Annotated in this window: 21 protein-coding genes; 15 read left to right on the forward strand and 6 right to left on the reverse strand. The window is 32.6% G+C overall.

From position 1 onward, the window contains the following. Positions 1-38: 38 nt before the first annotated feature. On the forward strand, positions 39-695 hold the full coding sequence (locus tag KKQ79_RS11185) for a hypothetical protein (protein WP_213190204.1): 657 nt from the start codon (positions 39-41) through the stop codon (positions 693-695). Positions 696-739: 44 nt separating this feature from the next. On the opposite strand, the gene KKQ79_RS11190 is transcribed toward KKQ79_RS11185, so the two are convergent. Beyond that, positions 740-1,138, reverse strand: coding sequence for a hypothetical protein (locus KKQ79_RS11190; protein ID WP_213190205.1), 399 nt, complete (start codon positions 1,136-1,138; stop codon positions 740-742). Between the two features lie 410 nt (positions 1,139-1,548). On the opposite strand from KKQ79_RS11190, the gene KKQ79_RS11195 reads away from it, so the two are divergent. The 6 genes from KKQ79_RS11195 (at position 1,549) to KKQ79_RS11220 (ending at position 5,143) form a co-directional block, all read left to right on the forward strand. Then, positions 1,549-1,842, forward strand: a complete 294-nt coding sequence (locus tag KKQ79_RS11195; RefSeq protein WP_213190206.1) for a 2TM domain-containing protein — start codon at positions 1,549-1,551, stop codon at positions 1,840-1,842. A 23-nt stretch (positions 1,843-1,865) separates the two neighbouring features. Continuing rightward, positions 1,866-3,209 carry a 2TM domain-containing protein gene (locus KKQ79_RS11200; protein ID WP_213190207.1) on the forward strand — a complete coding sequence of 448 codons (1,344 nt, stop codon included), beginning with the start codon at positions 1,866-1,868 and terminating at the stop codon, positions 3,207-3,209. Beyond that, a complete protein-coding gene (locus tag KKQ79_RS11205; protein ID WP_213190208.1) occupies positions 3,200-3,508 on the forward strand; it encodes a 2TM domain-containing protein in 309 nt (102 codons plus the stop codon). Before KKQ79_RS11200 ends, KKQ79_RS11205 begins: the two co-directional genes overlap by 10 nt. 3 nt (positions 3,509-3,511) lie before the next feature. Further along, entirely contained in the window at positions 3,512-3,823 is a 312-nt protein-coding gene (locus KKQ79_RS11210; RefSeq protein WP_213190209.1) for a 2TM domain-containing protein, read from the forward strand. A gap of 120 nt (positions 3,824-3,943) precedes the next feature. After that, the gene (locus KKQ79_RS11215; protein WP_213190210.1) at positions 3,944-4,684 is read left to right on the forward strand and encodes a LytR/AlgR family response regulator transcription factor; all 741 of its coding nucleotides are present in this window, start codon (positions 3,944-3,946) and stop codon (positions 4,682-4,684) included. A gap of 27 nt (positions 4,685-4,711) precedes the next feature. Then, a complete protein-coding gene (locus KKQ79_RS11220) occupies positions 4,712-5,143 on the forward strand; it encodes a DUF1493 family protein (protein ID WP_213190211.1) in 432 nt (143 codons plus the stop codon). Here the strand turns inward: KKQ79_RS11220 and KKQ79_RS11225 are convergent. The 3 genes from KKQ79_RS11225 to mnmA form a co-directional block, all read right to left on the reverse strand. Beyond that, on the reverse strand, positions 5,140-6,369 hold the full coding sequence (locus tag KKQ79_RS11225) for a DUF6051 family protein (RefSeq protein WP_213190212.1): 1,230 nt from the start codon (positions 6,367-6,369) through the stop codon (positions 5,140-5,142). The two genes, KKQ79_RS11220 and KKQ79_RS11225, sit on opposite strands and share 4 nt — an antisense overlap. A gap of 115 nt (positions 6,370-6,484) precedes the next feature. Then, positions 6,485-7,716 (reverse strand): IS3 family transposase gene (locus KKQ79_RS11230; RefSeq protein WP_250131172.1). Its coding sequence is split into 2 segments (ribosomal slippage): positions 6,485-7,368 and positions 7,368-7,716, totalling 1,233 coding nucleotides; the frame shifts between segments, so codons are not numbered across the junction. A 97-nt stretch (positions 7,717-7,813) separates the two neighbouring features. Next, the gene (mnmA, locus tag KKQ79_RS11235; protein ID WP_213190213.1) at positions 7,814-9,001 is read right to left on the reverse strand and encodes a tRNA 2-thiouridine(34) synthase MnmA; all 1,188 of its coding nucleotides are present in this window, start codon (positions 8,999-9,001) and stop codon (positions 7,814-7,816) included. A gap of 108 nt (positions 9,002-9,109) precedes the next feature. On the opposite strand from mnmA, the gene KKQ79_RS11240 reads away from it, so the two are divergent. Then, positions 9,110-9,634 carry a hypothetical protein gene (locus KKQ79_RS11240; protein ID WP_213190214.1) on the forward strand — a complete coding sequence of 175 codons (525 nt, stop codon included), beginning with the start codon at positions 9,110-9,112 and terminating at the stop codon, positions 9,632-9,634. A gap of 58 nt (positions 9,635-9,692) precedes the next feature. Here the strand turns inward: KKQ79_RS11240 and KKQ79_RS11245 are convergent. Together KKQ79_RS11245 and KKQ79_RS11250 are read right to left on the reverse strand one after the other, a co-directional pair. After that, a protein-coding gene (locus KKQ79_RS11245) for an IS3 family transposase (protein ID WP_213190656.1) occupies positions 9,693-11,047 on the reverse strand; the annotation gives its coding sequence in 2 pieces (ribosomal slippage) (positions 9,693-10,573 and positions 10,573-11,047; 1,356 coding nt in all). Between the two features lie 60 nt (positions 11,048-11,107). Beyond that, positions 11,108-13,624 (reverse strand): ATP-dependent Clp protease ATP-binding subunit, encoded by a 2,517-nt coding sequence (locus KKQ79_RS11250; protein WP_213190215.1) that lies wholly within the window; start codon positions 13,622-13,624, stop codon positions 11,108-11,110. 160 nt (positions 13,625-13,784) lie between these two features. On the opposite strand from KKQ79_RS11250, the gene KKQ79_RS11255 reads away from it, so the two are divergent. The 7 genes from KKQ79_RS11255 (at position 13,785) to KKQ79_RS11285 (ending at position 19,047) form a co-directional block, all read left to right on the forward strand. Further along, positions 13,785-14,003 (forward strand): uroporphyrinogen decarboxylase, encoded by a 219-nt coding sequence (locus KKQ79_RS11255; RefSeq protein ID WP_069799835.1) that lies wholly within the window; start codon positions 13,785-13,787, stop codon positions 14,001-14,003. Positions 14,004-14,015: 12 nt separating this feature from the next. Next, the gene (locus tag KKQ79_RS11260; RefSeq protein WP_213190216.1) at positions 14,016-15,134 is read left to right on the forward strand and encodes a glycosyltransferase; all 1,119 of its coding nucleotides are present in this window, start codon (positions 14,016-14,018) and stop codon (positions 15,132-15,134) included. A gap of 83 nt (positions 15,135-15,217) precedes the next feature. Then, the gene (locus KKQ79_RS11265; RefSeq protein ID WP_213190217.1) at positions 15,218-16,051 is read left to right on the forward strand and encodes a TraB/GumN family protein; all 834 of its coding nucleotides are present in this window, start codon (positions 15,218-15,220) and stop codon (positions 16,049-16,051) included. Between the two features lie 134 nt (positions 16,052-16,185). Beyond that, positions 16,186-16,605: a SufE family protein gene (locus tag KKQ79_RS11270; RefSeq protein WP_213190218.1), complete on the forward strand. Its 420-nt coding sequence runs from the start codon at positions 16,186-16,188 to the stop codon at positions 16,603-16,605. Next, positions 16,602-17,555, forward strand: a complete 954-nt coding sequence (locus KKQ79_RS11275; protein ID WP_347813936.1) for a glycosyltransferase family 9 protein — start codon at positions 16,602-16,604, stop codon at positions 17,553-17,555. Before KKQ79_RS11270 ends, KKQ79_RS11275 begins: the two co-directional genes overlap by 4 nt. Positions 17,556-17,690: 135 nt before the next feature. Next, the gene (locus KKQ79_RS11280; RefSeq protein WP_213190219.1) at positions 17,691-18,446 is read left to right on the forward strand and encodes a Rossmann-like and DUF2520 domain-containing protein; all 756 of its coding nucleotides are present in this window, start codon (positions 17,691-17,693) and stop codon (positions 18,444-18,446) included. Between the two features lie 82 nt (positions 18,447-18,528). Beyond that, positions 18,529-19,047, forward strand: coding sequence for a KdsC family phosphatase (locus KKQ79_RS11285; RefSeq protein ID WP_213190220.1), 519 nt, complete (start codon positions 18,529-18,531; stop codon positions 19,045-19,047). The last annotated feature ends 118 nt before the right edge of the window (positions 19,048-19,165 follow it).

Genomic DNA, 19,165 nt, shown 5'->3' on the forward strand with positions numbered 1-19,165 from the left:
TTGAACCATAAAATTGAAACAACTAAAAAATATTATATATGAAAACTTTACAAAAAACAATTTTAGCACTTTCTTTCGCATTTACAACTACTTACACTTTTGCACAAACTGCTTACGAAAAAGCCATGATGCCGAAAGTTCAAGCCATCGAAATGCCAAAACCTAATCCAGATGATTACACTGCTCAAGCCAATGATTTTGCAAGAATTGGAGACAAAGAAAAAACACTTTGGCAACCGTATTATTACGCCGCTTTTTCGATTCTAAAAAAAGGAAGAACACTGATGCAACAAAACCAAATTGCGCAACTAGACGAAGTGGCAAAAGAGGCTCAAAATTACATTGATAAAGCAGAAGCACTTTCTCCAAATAATGCAGAAATCTATATTTTGAAAAAAATGAATCACGGACTTAAAATGATGGTAAATCCTATGGAAAGATGGCAAACTGAAGGTCTCGCTGCTCAAAATGCTCTTGCTGAAGCTAAAAAATTAGATCCAGAAAATCCTAGAATTACAATTATGGAAGCCGAAGATTTATATTTCACTCCAGAACAATTCGGCGGAAGCAAAACCAAAGGAATTGAACTTTTTAAGAAAGCTTTAGAACAGTTCAAAACTTATAAATTAAAATCTTCTCTTGATCCAAATTGGGGACAAGGTGAAGCAAATTATTTTATTTCTCAAGCGAAATAGTTTTATTTCAATCCTTTAAGGATTAAGAATCCTTAAAGGATTTTTTAATATTCAATAATTAAATCTTCAATGTCTATATAATTTTTTTCTTTTTGGTGCTCTTCTTCGAAGACTTTTTTGTTTTTAAATAAATTAAGAACAAATTCTCTTTTAAGTTTTGTGGGTTTACTAGATAAAACGCTTTCATAAGAACTCCAAGGATAATCCCAAATATTTTCCGTAAAACGATGTTTTACAGGATTATAGTGGATATAATGTATCAGATTTTGTAAATAAGTATCAGAATTTACAATTTTTCTTTCAAATTTTTTCTCGAATAGGCTTCCTGTTCTTTTATATCGTTTATTAATAGCTTTTGCATAAGAATTAAAAAAGTGTCCAAATTGTAAATGCAAATCTATACGTTTGGGACTTTTCACAGTTGAATATTCTAGGTTATTCATATTAAAATCTTCATAATCTTTAACATAAATTAAAATATGAAAATGATTTTTTAAAAGAACCCAAGCTATCGTTTCACAAAAGGGCGAAATATATCTGTCGTATCGATTAAGAAAAAAAATATAATTTTCATTCTCAAAGAAAATATCTTGTCCATTATTTCCCCTATTATAAATATGGTAAAAATTTCCAGGTATTAAGGCTAAAGAATCCATTAGTTTTTTTGTAAAAATAACATTTTTTCATTTCCAATCCTTAAAGGATTTGAAATCCTTTAAGGATTAAATTACATTTCAGTATACAAAAATGACGGTTCAGTCAACTAAAATTTGAAAGCGCCTCTTATAAAACTACCTTTACATCAAGAAATTTAACCCAATCACAAAATATTAATTTTTAAAATTCAAACACTATGGAAACGTACAAAACTACACAAGAACAGAAACTAGAAAACGCTAGAAAGCACGTAAAAAGAATCAAAGGTTTTTACACGCACGCTTTGGTTTTCGTATTGGTAAACGTATTTATTATTTTCTCTAATGTAATTGCAGACGGAAAAGGTTTTAATAACATGGATAATTATTACACGGCTTTTTTCTGGGGTTTCGGCTTATTGGCTCATGGTTTATCGGTTTTTGGTGGTGAGCTATTTTTAGGCAGAAACTGGGAAGAAAGAAAAATCCAAGAAATTTTAAACGAAAAATAATTTTAAAATATTATTTTTAGAAAATGAAACTCGAGGTAATCAAAAAAACGGCACTTAACCTACTCTACATCAATATTATTGTAAGTCTTTTTATCTTCTTAATTGATCCAGGAGAAAAAACATTCGAAAGGTACTCTGTTACTTTCCTTATTTCTGGAATGTACACGTTTTTCATAGGTTTAGGAAACGGTTTTTTAAACGATTATCTAGATTCTAAATTTTCGTGGACAGATGAAACGCGCAAAAGAACCATTGCGGCGATTGTAGGAACTTTGGTGATGAATATTGCGCTGGTTTATTTTTGTAATTATCTGAATTTCATTATTATACAAGGCAAAAATCCAGAAAAATTCTTCAATGGAGAGATGAACTTCATCAATTGGTTTTTCATCAATTTTGCGATTATGATTTCGGCAATTGGTCACGCTAGAGGTTTTATGGCGGCTTGGAAAAACTCTACCAAAAAAGAAGTAGTAGAACAAAAACTTATCGCCAAATCAGCCAATGCGCAATTCGAAAGTTTAAAAAATCAATTAGACCCGCATTTTTTATTCAATTCTCTGAATGTTTTAGATTCTTTGATTGAGGAAAATCCTGTTCAAGCGCAACGTTTTACCAATTCTATGTCGAAGATATATCGCTATGTCTTGGAACAAAAAGACAAGGAATTGGTTTCGGTGGAAGAAGAAATAGACTTTGCCAAAACCTATTGCGAACTCTTGAAAACCAGATTTGAAGACGCAGTAACCTTTGATTTCAACATTTCAGAGGAAGACAAAAAAGGTTTTGTAGTACCACTTTCTTTGCAACTTTTGCTCGAAAATTCTATTAAACACAATTTTGCCACCTCATCTAAACCATTGAATATCAAAATATTTACAGAAAAAGGAAACCTCATCATCGAAAATAATTTGCAAACCAGAGAATTGCCGAATACATCTACAGGCGTAGGTTTAGCGAACATAGTTTCGAGATATAATTTATTAACCGAAAGAAATGTCTTCGTAGAAAAATCAGAAGCTTTCTTCCGTGTGAAACTCCCTATTTTAACAGAAAAATTGAACCCTATGAATCCATATACTCCATCACAAGAACAATTGGCTTACGAAAAAGCTGCAAAACGCGTAGAAGAACTCAAAGGTTTCTACGGAAACTTAATTTCTTACTGCATTTTTATCCCATTTTTAATTTTTATCAACTTCCAAACTTCGCCTAAATATCATTGGTTTTGGTGGCCAATGCTAGGTTGGGGAATCGGTGTAATTTCTCACGGAATTAAGACTTTCGGAATCGGAACAGATTGGGAAGAGCGCCAAATCAAAAAATACATGGAAAAAGAAGAAGAAAACGCCAGAAAATGGAAATAACTATGGAAAATCAAAATAAATTCAACGAAATTGCTTACAAAAAAGCACAAAAAAGAGTAAAAGACATCAGAACGTATTATTACATGGTTTTGGGATATTTAGCGGTGGGTTATTTCATTGTTAGCCGAAATTATGACGGGAATCTTCTTAATATTTCTAGAAATTACAGCGTTTGGATTGTAATCTTGTGGGGAATTTTTCTTTTGGGTTACGGAATTTATTTATTCACGCCTTATTTCAGAAATTGGGAAGAAAGAAAAACCAAAGAATTAATGGAGAAATACAAACAAAAAAATTAAAAAATGGAACCTATAAACGATAAAAATATTCAATACGAAAGAGCCAAAAAAAGGGTGAAAGAAATCAAAGGTTTCTATATTCACGCTTTGGTTTATGTTTTGGTCAACTTGTTTTTAATTCTGTCAACATCCATAAAATACGATTCTTTTGAAACGTTTTTCCAGCAAAATCAATTCTGGGGAATCGGACTTTGGGGAATTGGACTTTTTGCTCATGGTTTATCCGTTTTCTTGCCTAATTTTATCCTCGGAAAAAACTGGGAAGAAAAGAAAATACGTGAATTGATGGAAAGAAATAGAAATTTGAAAATATAAAAAATGAGCTAATTTGGAGATGAAATTATTCTTAAAAATAGATTCTTCATTCCGTTTCACTTCACTCAGAATGACATTAGAAACCCTAAGCTTTTACCTTGAAAATTTGAATTAAAGAATATGAAAGTAGTAATTATAGAAGACGAAAAACCAGCCGCGAGAAAACTCGAAAGATTAATAAGCAATTTTACTGATTTACAATTGGTTGCAACGCTCCATTCTGTGGAAGACGCTGTAGATTGGTTCAGTAAAAACGAACATCCGAAACTAATATTTTCAGACATCGTTTTGGGTGATGGTTTGTCTTTTGATATTTTTGAGAAAGTTCCTACCAAAAGTTTCATTATTTACACCACTGCTTTTGATCAATATACCTTAAAAGCCTTCAAACTCAATTCCATAGATTATCTTCTCAAGCCAATTTCAGAGGAAGATTTAGCCAAAGCAATTGAAAAATTCAAAAGTTTTTTGCCTTCAGAAGAAACGCACAACGCTTTGGAAATGAAATCTTTAATCAAAGAAGATCAACCGAAATTGTCTAGAATTTTGGTAAAAATTGGATATAATTTGAAAGTGGTTAAAACCGAAGAAATTTGTTGTTTTTATTCTGAAAACAAAATTGTTTACGCTCAAACTTTAGAACGCAGTTTCCCAACAGATTTTACCTTAGATGAATTGGAAGAAGTTTTGGATGAAAAGACGTTTTTCCGGGTAAACAGGCAGTTTATCATCAGTTCAGATTGTATCAAAAACATTCATACTTCACCGAATTACAAAGTAGAATTGCAAGCGCAACCAGCCGAAGAAATTACGGTAAGTAGAGAACGTGTGAAAGATTTTAAGGATTGGTTGGTGAAGTAATTGAAAATTGAAAGTGCAAAATTGAAAATGATTACTATAGAAGAAATTGTAGATTTTACAAAAGATTTCTTAAAAGAAGATAATATTTTTCCTGACACTGATATTTTTTCTTTAGGGATTTATGGTGATGATATGGATGAATTTCTTGGAAGCTATCACAAAAAATATGGAGTAAACTTTGATAATTATTTATGGTATTTTCATAATGAAGAAGAAATTAGCAATAACTTTTCAATTGGAAAAATATTCTTTAAACCTCCTTATGATAGCGTAGAAAGAATCCCAATAACTCCAGAAATTTTAACAAAATTTGCTAATACAAAGGTTTGGGAAATTTATTATCCAGAACATCAACTTCCCAAATATCGCTATGATGTTTTAATAGACCAAATAATCTTTGGAGGATTAGCTTTAATTATTATTTATATCAGTTTAAAAGATTGTTTTGGTAGAAATTAACCCTTATAAAACTCACTCGCAGAATTGATAAAATGCTGAAAAGCTTCCGTAACTTCTTTCTGAATTTTATTGGTTAAAGGAAACGGAACCATGTGTGAATATTCATAAGGAAAATCCTGAATTTCTACCTCTGTTTTTATATTTCTGTAACCACCTTGCAAAGTATTGAGTGCTTCCATTGGTGGTGCAACTTCGTCTTTTTCAAGGACATAGAGTTTGATTTGATGATGCAGTTTTTTAATTCTGTCTTCTCTTTCTTTTTGGAAATAATTGTACCTCAACATCATTTTGAACCAACTTTCCTGCGGATGTAATTTCTCGTCTTGAAAATGACCTAATCTTTCATCTGACTGGAAATCAGAGCTTAACAATTCTGCGAAAACCGTTTGCATTTTTATAGCTGCTCTTGCATCCATAATGTATTTAGAAATCGGGAACATTCTATCAATCGTCATTCCGCCACAAAAACAGAATAATTTAGAATTTTCAAAAATTCCTTCAGGATCTGCCATTTTTAAAATCATCGACAAAAATGAACCAATAGAATAGCCAAATAAATCAATAGAAGTTTCCGTTGAAATACTTTTAATCTTCTGATTTCTAATATCTTTCACCACTTGTATCACATCTGAATATGTCTGAAAACCAGACCAAAAAATTCTCTGAGGATGTGCTTCTAAACGTGAACTAATTGCTGCATTTACAAATGAACAATTGGTATTTTCGGGATAATTTTTCTTTCTGAACTGTGCTACTTCTACCATTGCACGTCTGTCACTCCAGATTTCTTCGGCTCTGTTCATGTGAAAAGCAATCGGAAAAAGAATGATGGCTTTTTTGGTTTTTTGAGCCAATTCATAAGCCCAAGGTAAATATTTATCCCACTTTTTCTCGTTCAATCCATGGAAAAAAATAAGCGTTCCTTCGGCGATTTCTACATCTGCTCTTTTGAGAATATAATATTCAAAATGCTTATTTCTTTCGATGTCAAAATCTTTTACATCAATGCTGGAAAAACCGTAAAGCGTTTGATTTTCATTGCTTTCCTTGAAATGTGTTTGGTGTTTTTCGCAAGAAGTGGTAGAAAAAGAACCATTGAGTAAATCTGCTTTTTTAGAATGAAAATGAATGGTTTCTATCGTTACATTTAGGTCTTCAATTGTTTTGAAATTTCCTTCTTTTTCAAAGTTTTCTTTTAAAATTTCATAGAGTTCATTGTAATTCATAAGCATCATTTTAATTATAACTTCAAAATAAAAGTTTTTATTGCTTAAAAGCCTTTATTGATAAGGTTTTTTCTTATTCTATGACTAATCCTAAAATAGGTTTACAAGTTTTACATTAAGATACCAATCCGGAAGATATTGATTTTCCGGATTTTTTGTGGATTGTTTCCGGGGTTTTCATCTTCAGACTAAGATGTGGTCTTTTGTTGTTGTAAATATAAATACTTTCTTTAACCATTTGTTTTAAATCCTGAATGTTTTTGCATTTATAAATTAAAAATTCCTGCTTCAATATTCCGTTTATTCTTTCTGCCAAAGCATTTTGATAACAATCATAGCCATCTGTCATTGAGGGTTTTATTTTGTTTTCAACAAGTACTTTCTGATACACTTCTGAGCAATATTGCAATCCTCTGTCTGAGTGATGAATAAGCGGAAGATGTGTTGTTCTGTTTTTAACGGCCATTTTCAGAGCTTTGACTACATTTTCAGCATTCATATTTTCACTTAATTCGTAACCCATTATTTTTCTGCTGTAAGCATCCGTAACCAAAGATAAATAACAGACATTCGTTTTGGTTTTTATATAAGTGATATCGCTTACAAATACCTGTTCTTTTCTTTTCAGGCAAGTCGTTTTCAAAAGGTTGGGGTGTTTTCTGAGCCAGTGTTTGGAGAAAGTTGTTCTTGTATATCTTTTCTTAGGATAAATAAGCAGGTTTTCTCTTCGTAAATAATTGAACAGCGCATCTCTGCCTATTTTTATCTTTTCAAGCTTGAACTTATTTTTAAGCAAATAATAAAGTTTTCTTGTTCCTATTCTGGGCTGTTCTAAACGAATCTCCTCAACAAATCGTTTAACTTTCTCCAATTCTTTTTCCCGAACACATAATCTTTGGCGCTGCTGGTAAATGGCTTGTCTGCTTATCCCAAACAATCTGCAGATTTTGGATAAACTCAATCCTTTTTCTTGGAGTTGTCTGACTGTTTGGGCGTAAACTTTTTTCGAATCTGTGTGCCGTATTGCTTGTCCGAGATATCAATCATCATATTGAGAACTTTGGTTTTTAGTTTCTCATCAGCTAATTCTTTCTCTAATCTTTTAATCTTTTCGGCGGGTGTTTCTTTGGATTGTAACATGGTATGAATGGTGGGTTTGCTCCAATCTAAATTACCATATTTTCTGAGCCAAACCAAAACGGTACTTCTACCTTGGATACCGTAATGTTGCTGTGCCTGTTTGTAAGTGAATTCGCCCTTTTCTACACGGCTTACAATACCTAATTTAAAAGCCATTGTGTAATCTTGTTGTGTACGCTTTTCTACTGTCTTCTCTCGATTTTCCATAATAAGTCTATTTGGTGTAAACTTATTTTAGGACGGGTCACTAAACATAAAAAAAGCAGCCTAAGACAGACTGCTTTCCTTTATACTTTTAAAATTTCTAAGAAATCACTCCGCTTCCTAATAATTCTTCGCCTACATACCAAGCTGCGAACTGTCCTTCTGCAATCGCAGATTGTGGATTTTCGAATTCTATGAAAAATCCTTCTTCAAACTGATAAAGCGTGGCTTTTTCTAGAGGTTGACGGTACCTGATTCTCGCCATTACTTCCATAGATTCTCCGTTTTTAAGACGTAAATCTTCACGAACCCAATGCAATTCTGAATTGTCAATTTTCAAGGCTTTTCTAAACAATCCTGGGAAATTTCTTCCTTCTCCTACATACACCAAATTATTTTCCATATCTCTGGAAATGAGGAAACAAGATTCTTTATGACCACCAATTCCCAAGCCTTTACTTTGACCAATCGTGTAGAATTGTGCACCTTGATGTTTGCCAATCACTTTCCCGTCTGATTTTTTGTAATGGATTTTTGCAGACAAATATTCTAACTCTTCTAATTTTGAAGAAAACTCAGGTTTTTCTTTGTGATATTCAGCAAAATCACTGAAAATTTCTACAATTTCGCCTTCTTTGGCTTTTAATTGTTGCTGAAGAAAAGTAGGCAAACTTACTTTCCCGATGAAACAAAGACCTTGAGAATCTTTTTTATCGGCAGTTGCCAATTCCATTTCTCTGGCAATTTCTCTTACTTCTGGTTTGGTGAGTTCTCCAATCGGGAAAAGCGCTTTAGAAAGCTGTTTTTGACTCAATTGACACAAAAAATAACTTTGGTCTTTGTTGTTATCTTTTCCAGCCAAAAGTTGATACACTTCTTCCCCATTTTCATTGGTAAAAGAATCTAATCTTGCATAATGTCCCGTTGCTACTTTATCTGCACCTAGAGAAAGTGCGGTTTCTAAAAAAACATCGAATTTTACTTCTCGGTTGCACAAAACATCAGGATTGGGAGTTCTACCCTTTTCGTATTCGGCAAACATATAATCTACAATGCGTTCTTTGTAGAGTTCGCTCATATCAATCACTTGGAACGGAATTCCCAGTTTTTTGGCCACTAAAAGGGCGTCATTACTGTCTTCAATCCAAGGACATTCATCTTCTAAAGTTACGGAAGCATCGTTCCAATTTCTCATAAAAAGTCCGATGACTTCGTGACCTTGTTTCTGCAACAAATACGCTGCAACGCTGGAGTCTACACCTCCTGATAAACCGACTACTATTTTCATAATTGAGTTACGCTTTCGTTAAGGGAAAGTTTTACGACTGCAAAATTACGAATTAAAAACTCATTTGAAATTTTTCTGCTAAATTTGAATCATAGAAATTTTCTAAAAATGAAAAAATTATCTCTATTCTTTCTGATTTTGATGTCTTTTTCGGCATTTTCTCAGGTGGAAACCTCTACACAAAACTCTAAATGGACTTTTGGTGGTTATGCTGGTTTAACGGGCGGTTTTGGCAGTAATAACGGCATTGCAGTACATATTGCACCAAAAGTAGGCTATAAAATTTCTGAGAATTTAGAAGCAGGTTTGATGAGCAGTCTCAATTGGCAAAACTCATCTTATTCTTACTCCACTTTGTTTGGAATTGGACCATTTGTGAATTATTATTTGGGCAGAAATTTCTATTTAGGTTCTCAATTTCAAGAATATTTTATCAATCAAAAAGTAAAATCTTCAGAAGAAAAATACAGTTCAAACGAATCTGCACTTTACATTGGCGGAGGTTATATGCAAAGAATGGGTAACAATTCTTATTTGCAGATTGGTGGAATGTATAATGTACTTTGGAAACAAAACAGCAGTATTTTCAGCAGTGGTTTTGTACCTAATATTGGGATGGTTTTTGGGTTGTAGAATATTTTAAAAAATAAAAACCTCCGAAAATAGACTGCACCCAAAAGTTTAGACAAAATTAAACAATATTTTCAAAGGAAAGAGTTCGGTACTGTACCGGACTCTTTCCTTTGAGATTGAGTCTTATTCTATCATTGTTGTAATAGTGAATGTACTTCACTATTTCCATCTTAAGTTCCTGAATGGAACCAAACTTTCTGGCATAAAACATTTCTGATTTTATCGTTCCAAAAAAGTTTTCTATCACCGCATTGTCCAAACAGTTTCCTTTTCGGGACATACTTTGAATAATACCTTTTTCTTTTAACAAGTTTTGGTAATGTTTCATTTGATATTGCCAACCTTGATCAGAATGTAGAATGATGTTTTGTGTAGATTTTACTTTTCTGAATGATTTCTTTAGCATTCTGATGATTTGGCTAAACACAGGTCTTTCAGATAAGTCAAAACTGACAATTTCACCATTAAATAAATCGATGATTGGAGATAGATAAAGTTTATTACCCGATACATTAAACTCTGTAACATCGGTTGCCCATTTCTGATTAGGAGTGTCCGATTTGAAATTCCTCTGTAGAACATTGGGCGCAATTTTCCCTTGCTCTCCCTTGTAAGATTTATATTTCTTCACTCGGATAATACTCTTTAAACCTAATATTTTCATAAGTCGTAAAACAGTTTTGTGATTAATCAAAATTCCTTTTTCTTTCAAAAGCAAAGTAATTCTTCTATAGCCCAACCTTCCTTTGTGACGATGATAAATCTGCTTAATCATTTCTTTTATTTCCGCATATTTATCTTTCATTTGAAAGCGTTTTTGATAGTAATAAAAACTGCTTCTTGCCATCGATGTACAATGCAGTAGTACTGCTAAATCAAAGTCCTGCCTTAACTCTTCGATGGCTTTGGATTTTTCCTTTCCTGAATTAAGGCGTCTAACTTTTTTAAAATGGCGTTCTCGGCTTCTAAATAATAAATCCTCTCCAACAGTTCTTCCTCCCTTGTTAAGGGTTTGCCTGTTTTCTTTTTTTTTCGCGTGTAATTACTCATGGTTTTAGGTCTTCCTCTGGGTATGTTTTCTAAACCTAAAATACCATTTTTTTTGTAATTACGCTGCCAACTAAGAATACTGGACTCCGCAGGAATATTAAACCTTCTCGACGCTTCTTTTAAACTTAAATTCTCTTTCTCAATTACTGATAAAATCTTTAATTTAAAATCTTTTGTGTAATGCGTATTGGAAAGCCGAACAAGTCCTGAAACTCCATAAAGTTCATAAAATTTTATCCATTTACGAACCAAGGAACCACAAACTCCAATGCGTTTTCCTAAATCGTCTGTTCCAATATCCCCTTTGTGATATCTCTTTATAGCTTTTAATTTAAAGTCTAATGAATATTTACTTTTCCCCATAAAAAATGCCCCTAAAAAGTGTCTAACTTTTTGGGGGCAGTCCAAAATTCGGAGGTTTTTTTATGCTTTTTGTTTAGATTTCTTTTGGGTTTCACCTTCTAAAGCATCTTTGGCTTCGTTTAGTTTTAGAACTACGGTTTCGCCTTCAGAGAATTGTTTATTTACGAGCATTTCTGCCAATAAATCTTCTATATATTTTTGGATGGCACGTTTTAGAGGTCTTGCTCCAAAATCTTTGTCCCAACCTTTCTCTGCGATGAAATCTCTAGCATCGTCTGTTAATTCTACTTTGTAGTTTAGTTTTTCTAGACGTTTGTAGAGTTTATTTAACTCAAGGTCAATAATTTTTTTGATGTCTTCTTTTTCAAGAGAATTGAAAATAATAATATCGTCTATTCTGTTTAAGAATTCTGGCGCAAAAGCTTTTTTCAAAGCGTTTTCTATGGTTGCTCTCGCTCTAGCATCAGAAGAAGTTTTCTTCGCAGAAGTTCCGAATCCTACTCCATCACCGAAATCTTTTAAATCTCTGGTTCCGATGTTAGAAGTCAAGATGATAATCGTATTTCTGAAATCTACTTTTCTTCCTAAAGAATCGGTAACGTGACCTTCATCTAAAATTTGCAATAAAATATTGAAAACATCTGGGTGTGCTTTTTCTATTTCGTCTAATAAAACTACAGCGTAAGGTTTTCTACGAACCGCTTCGGTTAATTGTCCGCCTTCTTCATAACCTACATAACCTGGAGGCGCTCCTACCAATCTAGAAACCGCGAATTTCTCCATGTATTCACTCATGTCTATTCTAATCAATGCATCATCAGAATCGAATAATTCACGAGCCATTACTTTTGCCAATTCGGTTTTACCAACACCCGTTGTTCCTAGGAAAATAAACGTACCAATCGGTCTGTTCGGATCTTTCAATCCTGCTCTGTTTCTTTGGATGGCTTTCACCACTTTTTTCACAGCATCTTCTTGGCCAATAACTTTTCCGTTGAGTAAATTATCCATATTGGCTAATTTATCCATCTCGTTTTTGCCCACTTTTGTTACTGGAACTCCAGACATCATCGAAACTACCTCAGCTACATTTTCTTCGGTTACCACTTCTTTTTTCTCCTTCACTTCTTTGTCCCATTTGTCTTGAGCCACAGCCAATTCTAGTTGTAAACGCTCTTCTTCATCTTTTAATTTTCTCGCTTCTAAATAATCTTGAGCTTTTACCGCTTTTTGTTTAAGTTCCTTGATTTCTTCAATTTGCTTTTCATGCTCAATGATGTCAGTAGGAACTTTCATATTTTTGATATACACTCTAGAACCTGCTTCGTCCATCGCATCAATCGCTTTGTCTGGAAGGAATCTATCGGTAATATATCTCGAAGTAAGGTTTACACACGCTGCAATCGCTTCGTCTGTATACGTTACATTGTGGTGATCTTCGTATTTGTCTTTAATTTGATTCAAAATCAAAATGGTTTCTTCCACAGAAGTAGGTTCTACCATTACTTTTTGGAAACGTCTTTCTAAAGCACCATCTTTTTCGATGTACTGACGGTATTCGTCTAAAGTAGTCGCACCGATGCATTGAATTTCGCCTCTTGCTAAAGCAGGTTTAAACATATTAGAAGCATCTAAACTTCCTGTAGAACTTCCTGCACCAACAATCGTGTGTAACTCATCTATGAAAAGAATGACGTCTCTGTTTTTCTCTAGTTCCGTCATAATCGCTTTCATTCTCTCTTCGAACTGACCTCTGTATTTAGTTCCAGCAACTAGACTTGCTAAATCTAACGTAATTACACGCTTATTAAACAGAACTCTAGACACTTTTTTCTGCATAATTCTAAGCGCTAAACCTTCTGCAATCGCAGATTTACCAACGCCTGGTTCCCCAATCAAAAGCGGATTATTTTTCTTACGTCTTGACAGAATCTGAGAAACCCTTTCAATTTCTTTTTCTCTACCAATTACAGGGTCTAATTTCCCTTCAGAAGCTAGCGCAGTAAGATCTCTACCAAAATTATCTAAAGTTGGCGTTTTGCTTTTTCCTGTTCCTAGATTTCCAGTAGGTTTTTTCATTTGACCGTATTCTTCACGCTCTTCGTCATCATCATACGCAGAACTTTTTGGCAATTGACCAGAGTTTTTAAGCATAGATTGATATTCTTTAGCTACGCTATCATAATCAATTTCATAAGCGCTTAAAATATTGGTAGTAGGATCTTCCATTTTATAGAGTATTCCTAACAAAAGATGAACAGTATTAATTTCTGAAGCTCTGTATTGTCTGCATTCTAAATCTGCTCTTTTTACCGCATAATCTGCTAATTTGGTGAAAGAAATATTTTCCTTTTCTTCTAAAAAAGGATTGGTATTTACATTCATGTTTTCAATCTTTCTGCGAATCTGAGTAAGATCTGCCTGAAGATTTTCTAAAATTTCTTTAGCAGAATTATCCGTCTGAATAATTCCCAGCAAGAAATGTTCAGTAGATAAAAATTCGCTATGCAAACGTTTTGCTTCGCTTTTACTGTGTTTGAAGACTTTGGTTAAGCCTTCTGAAAATTTATTTTCCATGATAATTTCTCTCAATAAAATTCTAATGAAGTCAATATGAATTGATTTCGTAAATCAAAGTTACAAATACTTTACCAAACTCATATTATGACTTTATGACATTATTTTACAAAATTAATAGCAGGAAATTAGTAATTTTGTCGTCTTAAATTTTTTTGAAATGGACGCGAATTGGGCAAATTATGTAGGTTATGCTGCATCATTCTTTGTAGTGCTGAGCTTTATGGTGAAAAACATCAAGCAAATTAGAGTGATTAATCTTATCGGTTGTATCGCTTTTGTAATTTATGGTGTTTTCAGCGGAATGTTGTGGCCTATCATTATTCCTAACGCAATTCTTTGCGTTATACAACTTTATCATTTAATAAAACACGATTAAAAGTTTTTTATAATGAAAATTTTGGTAAGCGTTTTCAATAATTTATACACCGATCAGCGTGTGGAAAAATTCTGCAAAACCTTGCACGAAAATGCTTACCAAATAGAAGTAATAGGCAATAATTGGGGTGGAACTACCGAAATGCAAAGACCTTATCCATTTTCAAGAATTTCTTTACAGTCCAAAAAATTACGTTTCGCTTACTTAGAATTTCAGTGGAAATTATTCTTTGAATTGCTGAAAAAAGCCGACCGAAATACAATTCTCCACGCCAACGATTTAGATGCACTTTTACCGAATTATCTGGTTTCAAAAATCAAAGGAATTCCTTTAGTTTGGGACAGTCACGAGATTTTTACCGAAATGCCAACTGTAACCAACCGTTGGGTTCAGCATGTTTGGAGACTTCTGGAAAATGCTTTGATTAGAAAAATCAAATATTTTATCACGGCAAATGATTCTTATGCCAACTGGTTTGAGAGCACTTACAAGATTAAGAGACCTATTGTCATTAGAAATTTTCCTCAAAAATCAGAACCACCCAAAAATTTCGTTGAAAACTCTCCAAAAATCATTCTTTACCAAGGAACCATCAATTATTCCAGAGGAATTGATAAGATGATTGAAGCGATGCAATTTATTGAAAATGCAGAATTTCACATTGCGGGAAGAGGTCCTTTTTTAGAAGAATATCAACAACTTACGAAAAAATTACATCTAGAAAATAAAGTAAAATTCTTAGGGAATCTTCATCCAGATGATTTAAGAAAAATCACCGAAAAAGCAGATGTAGGTTTAAGCATTGAAGAAAATAAGGGCTTAAGTTATTACTACTCACTTCCGAATAAAATCTCAGATTACATACAAGCCAGAGTTCCTGTAGTGGTTTCTAAATTCCCCGAAATGCAGAAAATTGTAGAAAATTATCACGTAGGCGAATTCATCACTTCTCACAAACCAAAACATTTGGCCGAAAAAGTAAAAACCGTTTTAGAAAAGGGGAGAAGTTCTTATCTTCCTCAACTGGAAATTGCAGCAAACGAACTTTGTTGGGAAAATGAAGCTCCGAAAATTCTGGAACTTTATGAAAGAGTAGCATCAGCACAAGCAATTCAAATTTACAAAAAGTAGTTTATCATAATATTAAAATAGCATTTAATTGAATTATTAGAATGCTTATATTTGAAAGTTAGTAAAAATAATTACACCATAATATGTTGAAAATCAATTTAACCGCAATATTCATTCTATTTTCATCAATTGTTTTATCACAACAATCAATTTTTTGGAAAATCTCAAAAAAAGGTAACGAAGCTTACATATTAGGAACATATCATTATTTGGGAAAAGATTTTTTATTAAATAACAACATTATTTTAGAAAAACTTAAAAAATCTAAAATTGCATTATCTGAAAATATTGATTCGGCAAAAATTTTTATTAATAATAGAAATGAAAATTTGCAATTAAAAAGAATGAATAAAAATGAATTGCAAACGATTAAAAATATAGTACCTTATTATATTGATTCAAATAAAATGACTTTAAGAGAATTAATTGTAACTATTGATGGGAAAATTACGCAAAAATTTTGTTTAACAGATAAAGAAAAAATTGATGAAACGAAAATGGATGATTATTTAAAAGAATATTGTCTAAAAAATAGAATAAAGTTAGAAGGTCTAGAACCTACAGAAAAAACATTTGACTATCTAAACCGCAATCTCTACTCAAATACTACTGAAGAAAAAATAATAGAAATATTAAAATCTAAAATAAAACTTCTTAATTCTGAAAATCAAAATATTAATTGTCTTATTTTAAATGAATATAGAACAAAAAAGCACATTTTTAACTTTGAGAAAGAAATTCAAGAAAAGTTTATTACCTTAAGAAATAAGGATTGGATTGTGAAAATAGATAATGCAATTCAAGAAAAAGAAAAAGCATTTATATTTGTTGGATTATACCATCTGGATTTTAAAGAGGGGTTATTAGAGTTATTAAAAAATAGAGGCTACTCAGTAGAAGAAATAATTTTAAATTAGAAGTTTGTATCTGTCAGTTAAAGTTTTAATATAAACATTTAATTTCCAAAAATAAAAATACCTACTATTTTTTTTACAAAACTTCCAACATATTAACTTTCTAGCTTCCCACAAAAAAGATTTACCTTTGTACCATGACAATTCAAGAAAAACAACAAGAAATCATAGAAGAATTCGAGTTTCTGGACGATTGGGAACAGAAATATGAATACATTATAGACTTGGGAAAAGAACTGAAAGGTTTGCCAGAAGAAAAAAAATCTGAAGAAAATCTGATTAAAGGTTGCCAGTCAAAAGTTTGGTTAGACGCCGAATTCAGAGACGGAAAACTCTTCTTCAATGCAGATTCTGACGGAATTTTACCGAAAGGAATTGTTTCTCTTTTGGTGAGAATTTACAGCGGTCATTCTACCCAAGAAATTTTGGATTCTGATTTTGATTTTATCTCAAAAATCGGTTTGCAAGAGTTTTTATCGCCTTCTAGAGCCAATGGTTTAATGGCAATGACCAAACAAATTAAGTTCTACGCGGTTGCATTTCAGTTAAAATCGTGAAAAGAATTTTAGCATATCGTTTTTCCGCTTTTGGAGATGTGGCAATGATTGTGCCCGTTCTGAAAGAATTTTTGGCGCAAAATCCTGACACAGAAATTATTTTCGTTTCCAGAAAAAACTTTGCTGATTTATTCGATGGAGTAGAGCGATTGACTTTTCGTGGCGTAAATCTAGATGATTACAAAGGATTTTTCGGATTGAGAAAGTTGGCTTTAGAACTGAAAAAGGAATTTCAGCCAGATTTTATAGCCGATTTGCACAATGTTTTGCGCACTAAAATTCTGAGTTTTTTCTTCAAAAAAACCGCAACACTTGACAAAGGAAGAACTGAAAAAAAATTACTTACGAGAAAGGAAAATAAGGTTAAAAAACCGCTGAAACCAACTACAGAACGTTATGCAGATGTTTTTAGAAAATTAGGTTTTACCCTGACACTTTCTCATCAATTATTCCCAAAAACTCAACAAAAATCGGGAATTGGATTTGCTCCTTTTGCGCAACATGCAGGAAAAATGCTTCCGATTGAAAAATCTTTAGATTTGGTAAAAATTCTTTCTAAAAATCATCCAATTTATCTTTTTGGTGGCGGAAAAAAGGAAGTAGAAATTCTATCAAAATGGGAGCAAGAAGTAGAAAATGTAACTTCTCTCGCTGGGAAACTTTCGCTTAAAGAAGAACTTCAGAAAATTTCTGAATTAGAACTCATGATTTCTATGGATTCTGCCAATATGCATTTGGCAAGTTTGGTGGGAACTAGAGTGGTTTCGGTTTGGGGAGCTACCCATTATTTCGCTGGATTTTTAGGATACGGACAGTCCGAAAATGATATTGTAGAAATTACAGATTTAGCATGCAGACCTTGTTCTGTTTTTGGCAATAAACCTTGTTTCCGTGGGGATTATGCTTGTCTTCATCAAATAGAAATTTCAGAAATCTTGAAGAAAATTTAGATTTAAGTTAATTCATAGTTTTATTAATTTTTTAAAAACATCTAAGATGTTTTCTTAATGAACTTAATCCCTTAATAGAGACTTAATGTTTAAATTTTAATCTCAATAAATACTTGTATTTCTTATCTTTGCTCTATGCAAATTGTACTCATCGGTTCTGGAAATGTGGCATTTCACTTAGCAAAAGCTTTTACCGAAGCTCAAATTCCTATTTCTCAAATTTTTGGAAGAAATATCACCGAACTTCAGAAAATTTCGGAACAATTTTCCATTCCTTCTTCTACGGAAACGCTTACTGATGCAGATTTGTACATTATTTCGGTGAGTGATTCTTCGATTGCTGAAGTTTCAGCGCTCATCAAAAATGAAAATGTTTTGGTGGCGCATACTTCTGGCTCGGTTTCACGTGAAGCATTGAGTGGAAATTACAGAAAATCAGTTTTTTATCCGCTTCAAACGTTTTCAAAATCTAAAAATTTAGACTATTCTAAAATTCCATTTTTCATAGATGCAGAAAATGAAAATGATGAAGAAATTTTGAAAAATTTGGCTTCCAAAATTTCTAAAAATGTAATGCTTGCCAATGATGAAAAAAGAAAATACATTCATTTGACAGCGGTTTTTGCTTGTAATTTTGTGAATCATTTGTACGCGAGAGCCAAGGAAATTTCTGACAGTCAGGGAATTCCGTTTGATTATTTCTTACCATTAATTGACGAAACTACCCAGAAAATTCATGAATTAGAACCAAAATTGGCACAAACTGGACCTGCTATTAGAAATGATGAAAAAGTGCTGAAGCTTCATGAATCTTTATTAACCGATGAAGAAAAACTAAAAATCTATAAAACCTTAAACGAATCGATAAAGAAAATGTATCATTTTGAGTAAAATCGCTTATTTGTAAAGTCGTTAATCGTATTTCTTACAACTTTACAACTTAGCGGTTTTACAACTTTACAACATAGAAAATATGAGTCATTTAGAAAAATTAAAAAATATAAAAGCCTTTGTTTTTGATGTAGACGGCGTTTTCACAGACGGTAGCGTTTATCTTTTACCAGAAGGAAATATGTGCAGAGTAATGAATGTTTTAGATGGTTTTGCAGTGGTAAAAGCATTGAAAAAAGACTATAAAATCTGCGTGATTACCGGTGGAGATGATCCCATGGTTAGTCACAGAATTCATTATTTAGGCATTACTGATTATTATTCAAAAGTGCATCATAAATTAGAAAAATTCGAAGAGTTTAAAACCAAATATAATCTTCAAAACGAAGAAATTCTTACGATGGGAGATGATATTCCAGACATCAAGATGATGAAAGTTTCGGGGATTTCGGCTTGTCCGCCCAATTCTGTGGCAGAAGTAAAAGAAATTTCGAACTATATTTCTCCTATTTACGGTGGAAAAGGTGCTGTAAGAGACGTGATAGAACAGGTCATGAAAGTGCAAGGAACTTGGATTGACGATGATACGCAGTCTATTTAAGTGGGAGAGTTTGTAGAATTGGAGAGTAAAAAGTGAAAACAATTTTCCTGTTTGTATTAAAAGTTGTAAATTATATATCTTTTTAAAATCTAAAATCTAAAATCTAAAATCTAAAATC

The organism is Cloacibacterium caeni (genome assembly GCF_907163125.1).
GTDB classification, from domain to species: domain Bacteria; phylum Bacteroidota; class Bacteroidia; order Flavobacteriales; family Weeksellaceae; genus Cloacibacterium; species Cloacibacterium caeni_B.

What these genes read in the sequence shown, in the direction of transcription:
- KKQ79_RS11185 (WP_213190204.1), top strand. Translation starts at nt 39, where the DNA reads ATGAAAACTTTACAAAAAACAATTTTAGCACTTTCTTTCGCATTTACA.
- KKQ79_RS11280 (WP_213190219.1), top strand. Translation starts at nt 17,691, where the DNA reads ATGCAAATTGTACTCATCGGTTCTGGAAATGTGGCATTTCACTTAGCA.
- KKQ79_RS11260 (WP_213190216.1), top strand. Translation starts at nt 14,016, where the DNA reads ATGAAAATTTTGGTAAGCGTTTTCAATAATTTATACACCGATCAGCGT.
- KKQ79_RS11265 (WP_213190217.1), top strand. Translation starts at nt 15,218, where the DNA reads ATGTTGAAAATCAATTTAACCGCAATATTCATTCTATTTTCATCAATT.
- KKQ79_RS11195 (WP_213190206.1), top strand. Translation starts at nt 1,549, where the DNA reads ATGGAAACGTACAAAACTACACAAGAACAGAAACTAGAAAACGCTAGA.
- KKQ79_RS11255 (WP_069799835.1), top strand. Translation starts at nt 13,785, where the DNA reads ATGGACGCGAATTGGGCAAATTATGTAGGTTATGCTGCATCATTCTTT.
- KKQ79_RS11240 (WP_213190214.1), top strand. Translation starts at nt 9,110, where the DNA reads ATGAAAAAATTATCTCTATTCTTTCTGATTTTGATGTCTTTTTCGGCA.
- KKQ79_RS11220 (WP_213190211.1), top strand. Translation starts at nt 4,712, where the DNA reads ATGATTACTATAGAAGAAATTGTAGATTTTACAAAAGATTTCTTAAAA.
- KKQ79_RS11225 (WP_213190212.1), bottom strand. Translation starts at nt 6,369, where the DNA reads ATGAATTACAATGAACTCTATGAAATTTTAAAAGAAAACTTTGAAAAA.
- KKQ79_RS11210 (WP_213190209.1), top strand. Translation starts at nt 3,512, where the DNA reads ATGGAACCTATAAACGATAAAAATATTCAATACGAAAGAGCCAAAAAA.
- KKQ79_RS11200 (WP_213190207.1), top strand. Translation starts at nt 1,866, where the DNA reads ATGAAACTCGAGGTAATCAAAAAAACGGCACTTAACCTACTCTACATC.
- KKQ79_RS11285 (WP_213190220.1), top strand. Translation starts at nt 18,529, where the DNA reads ATGAGTCATTTAGAAAAATTAAAAAATATAAAAGCCTTTGTTTTTGAT.
- KKQ79_RS11215 (WP_213190210.1), top strand. Translation starts at nt 3,944, where the DNA reads ATGAAAGTAGTAATTATAGAAGACGAAAAACCAGCCGCGAGAAAACTC.
- mnmA (WP_213190213.1), bottom strand. Translation starts at nt 9,001, where the DNA reads ATGAAAATAGTAGTCGGTTTATCAGGAGGTGTAGACTCCAGCGTTGCA.
- KKQ79_RS11190 (WP_213190205.1), bottom strand. Translation starts at nt 1,138, where the DNA reads ATGAATAACCTAGAATATTCAACTGTGAAAAGTCCCAAACGTATAGAT.
- KKQ79_RS11270 (WP_213190218.1), top strand. Translation starts at nt 16,186, where the DNA reads ATGACAATTCAAGAAAAACAACAAGAAATCATAGAAGAATTCGAGTTT.
- KKQ79_RS11205 (WP_213190208.1), top strand. Translation starts at nt 3,200, where the DNA reads ATGGAAATAACTATGGAAAATCAAAATAAATTCAACGAAATTGCTTAC.
- KKQ79_RS11250 (WP_213190215.1), bottom strand. Translation starts at nt 13,624, where the DNA reads ATGGAAAATAAATTTTCAGAAGGCTTAACCAAAGTCTTCAAACACAGT.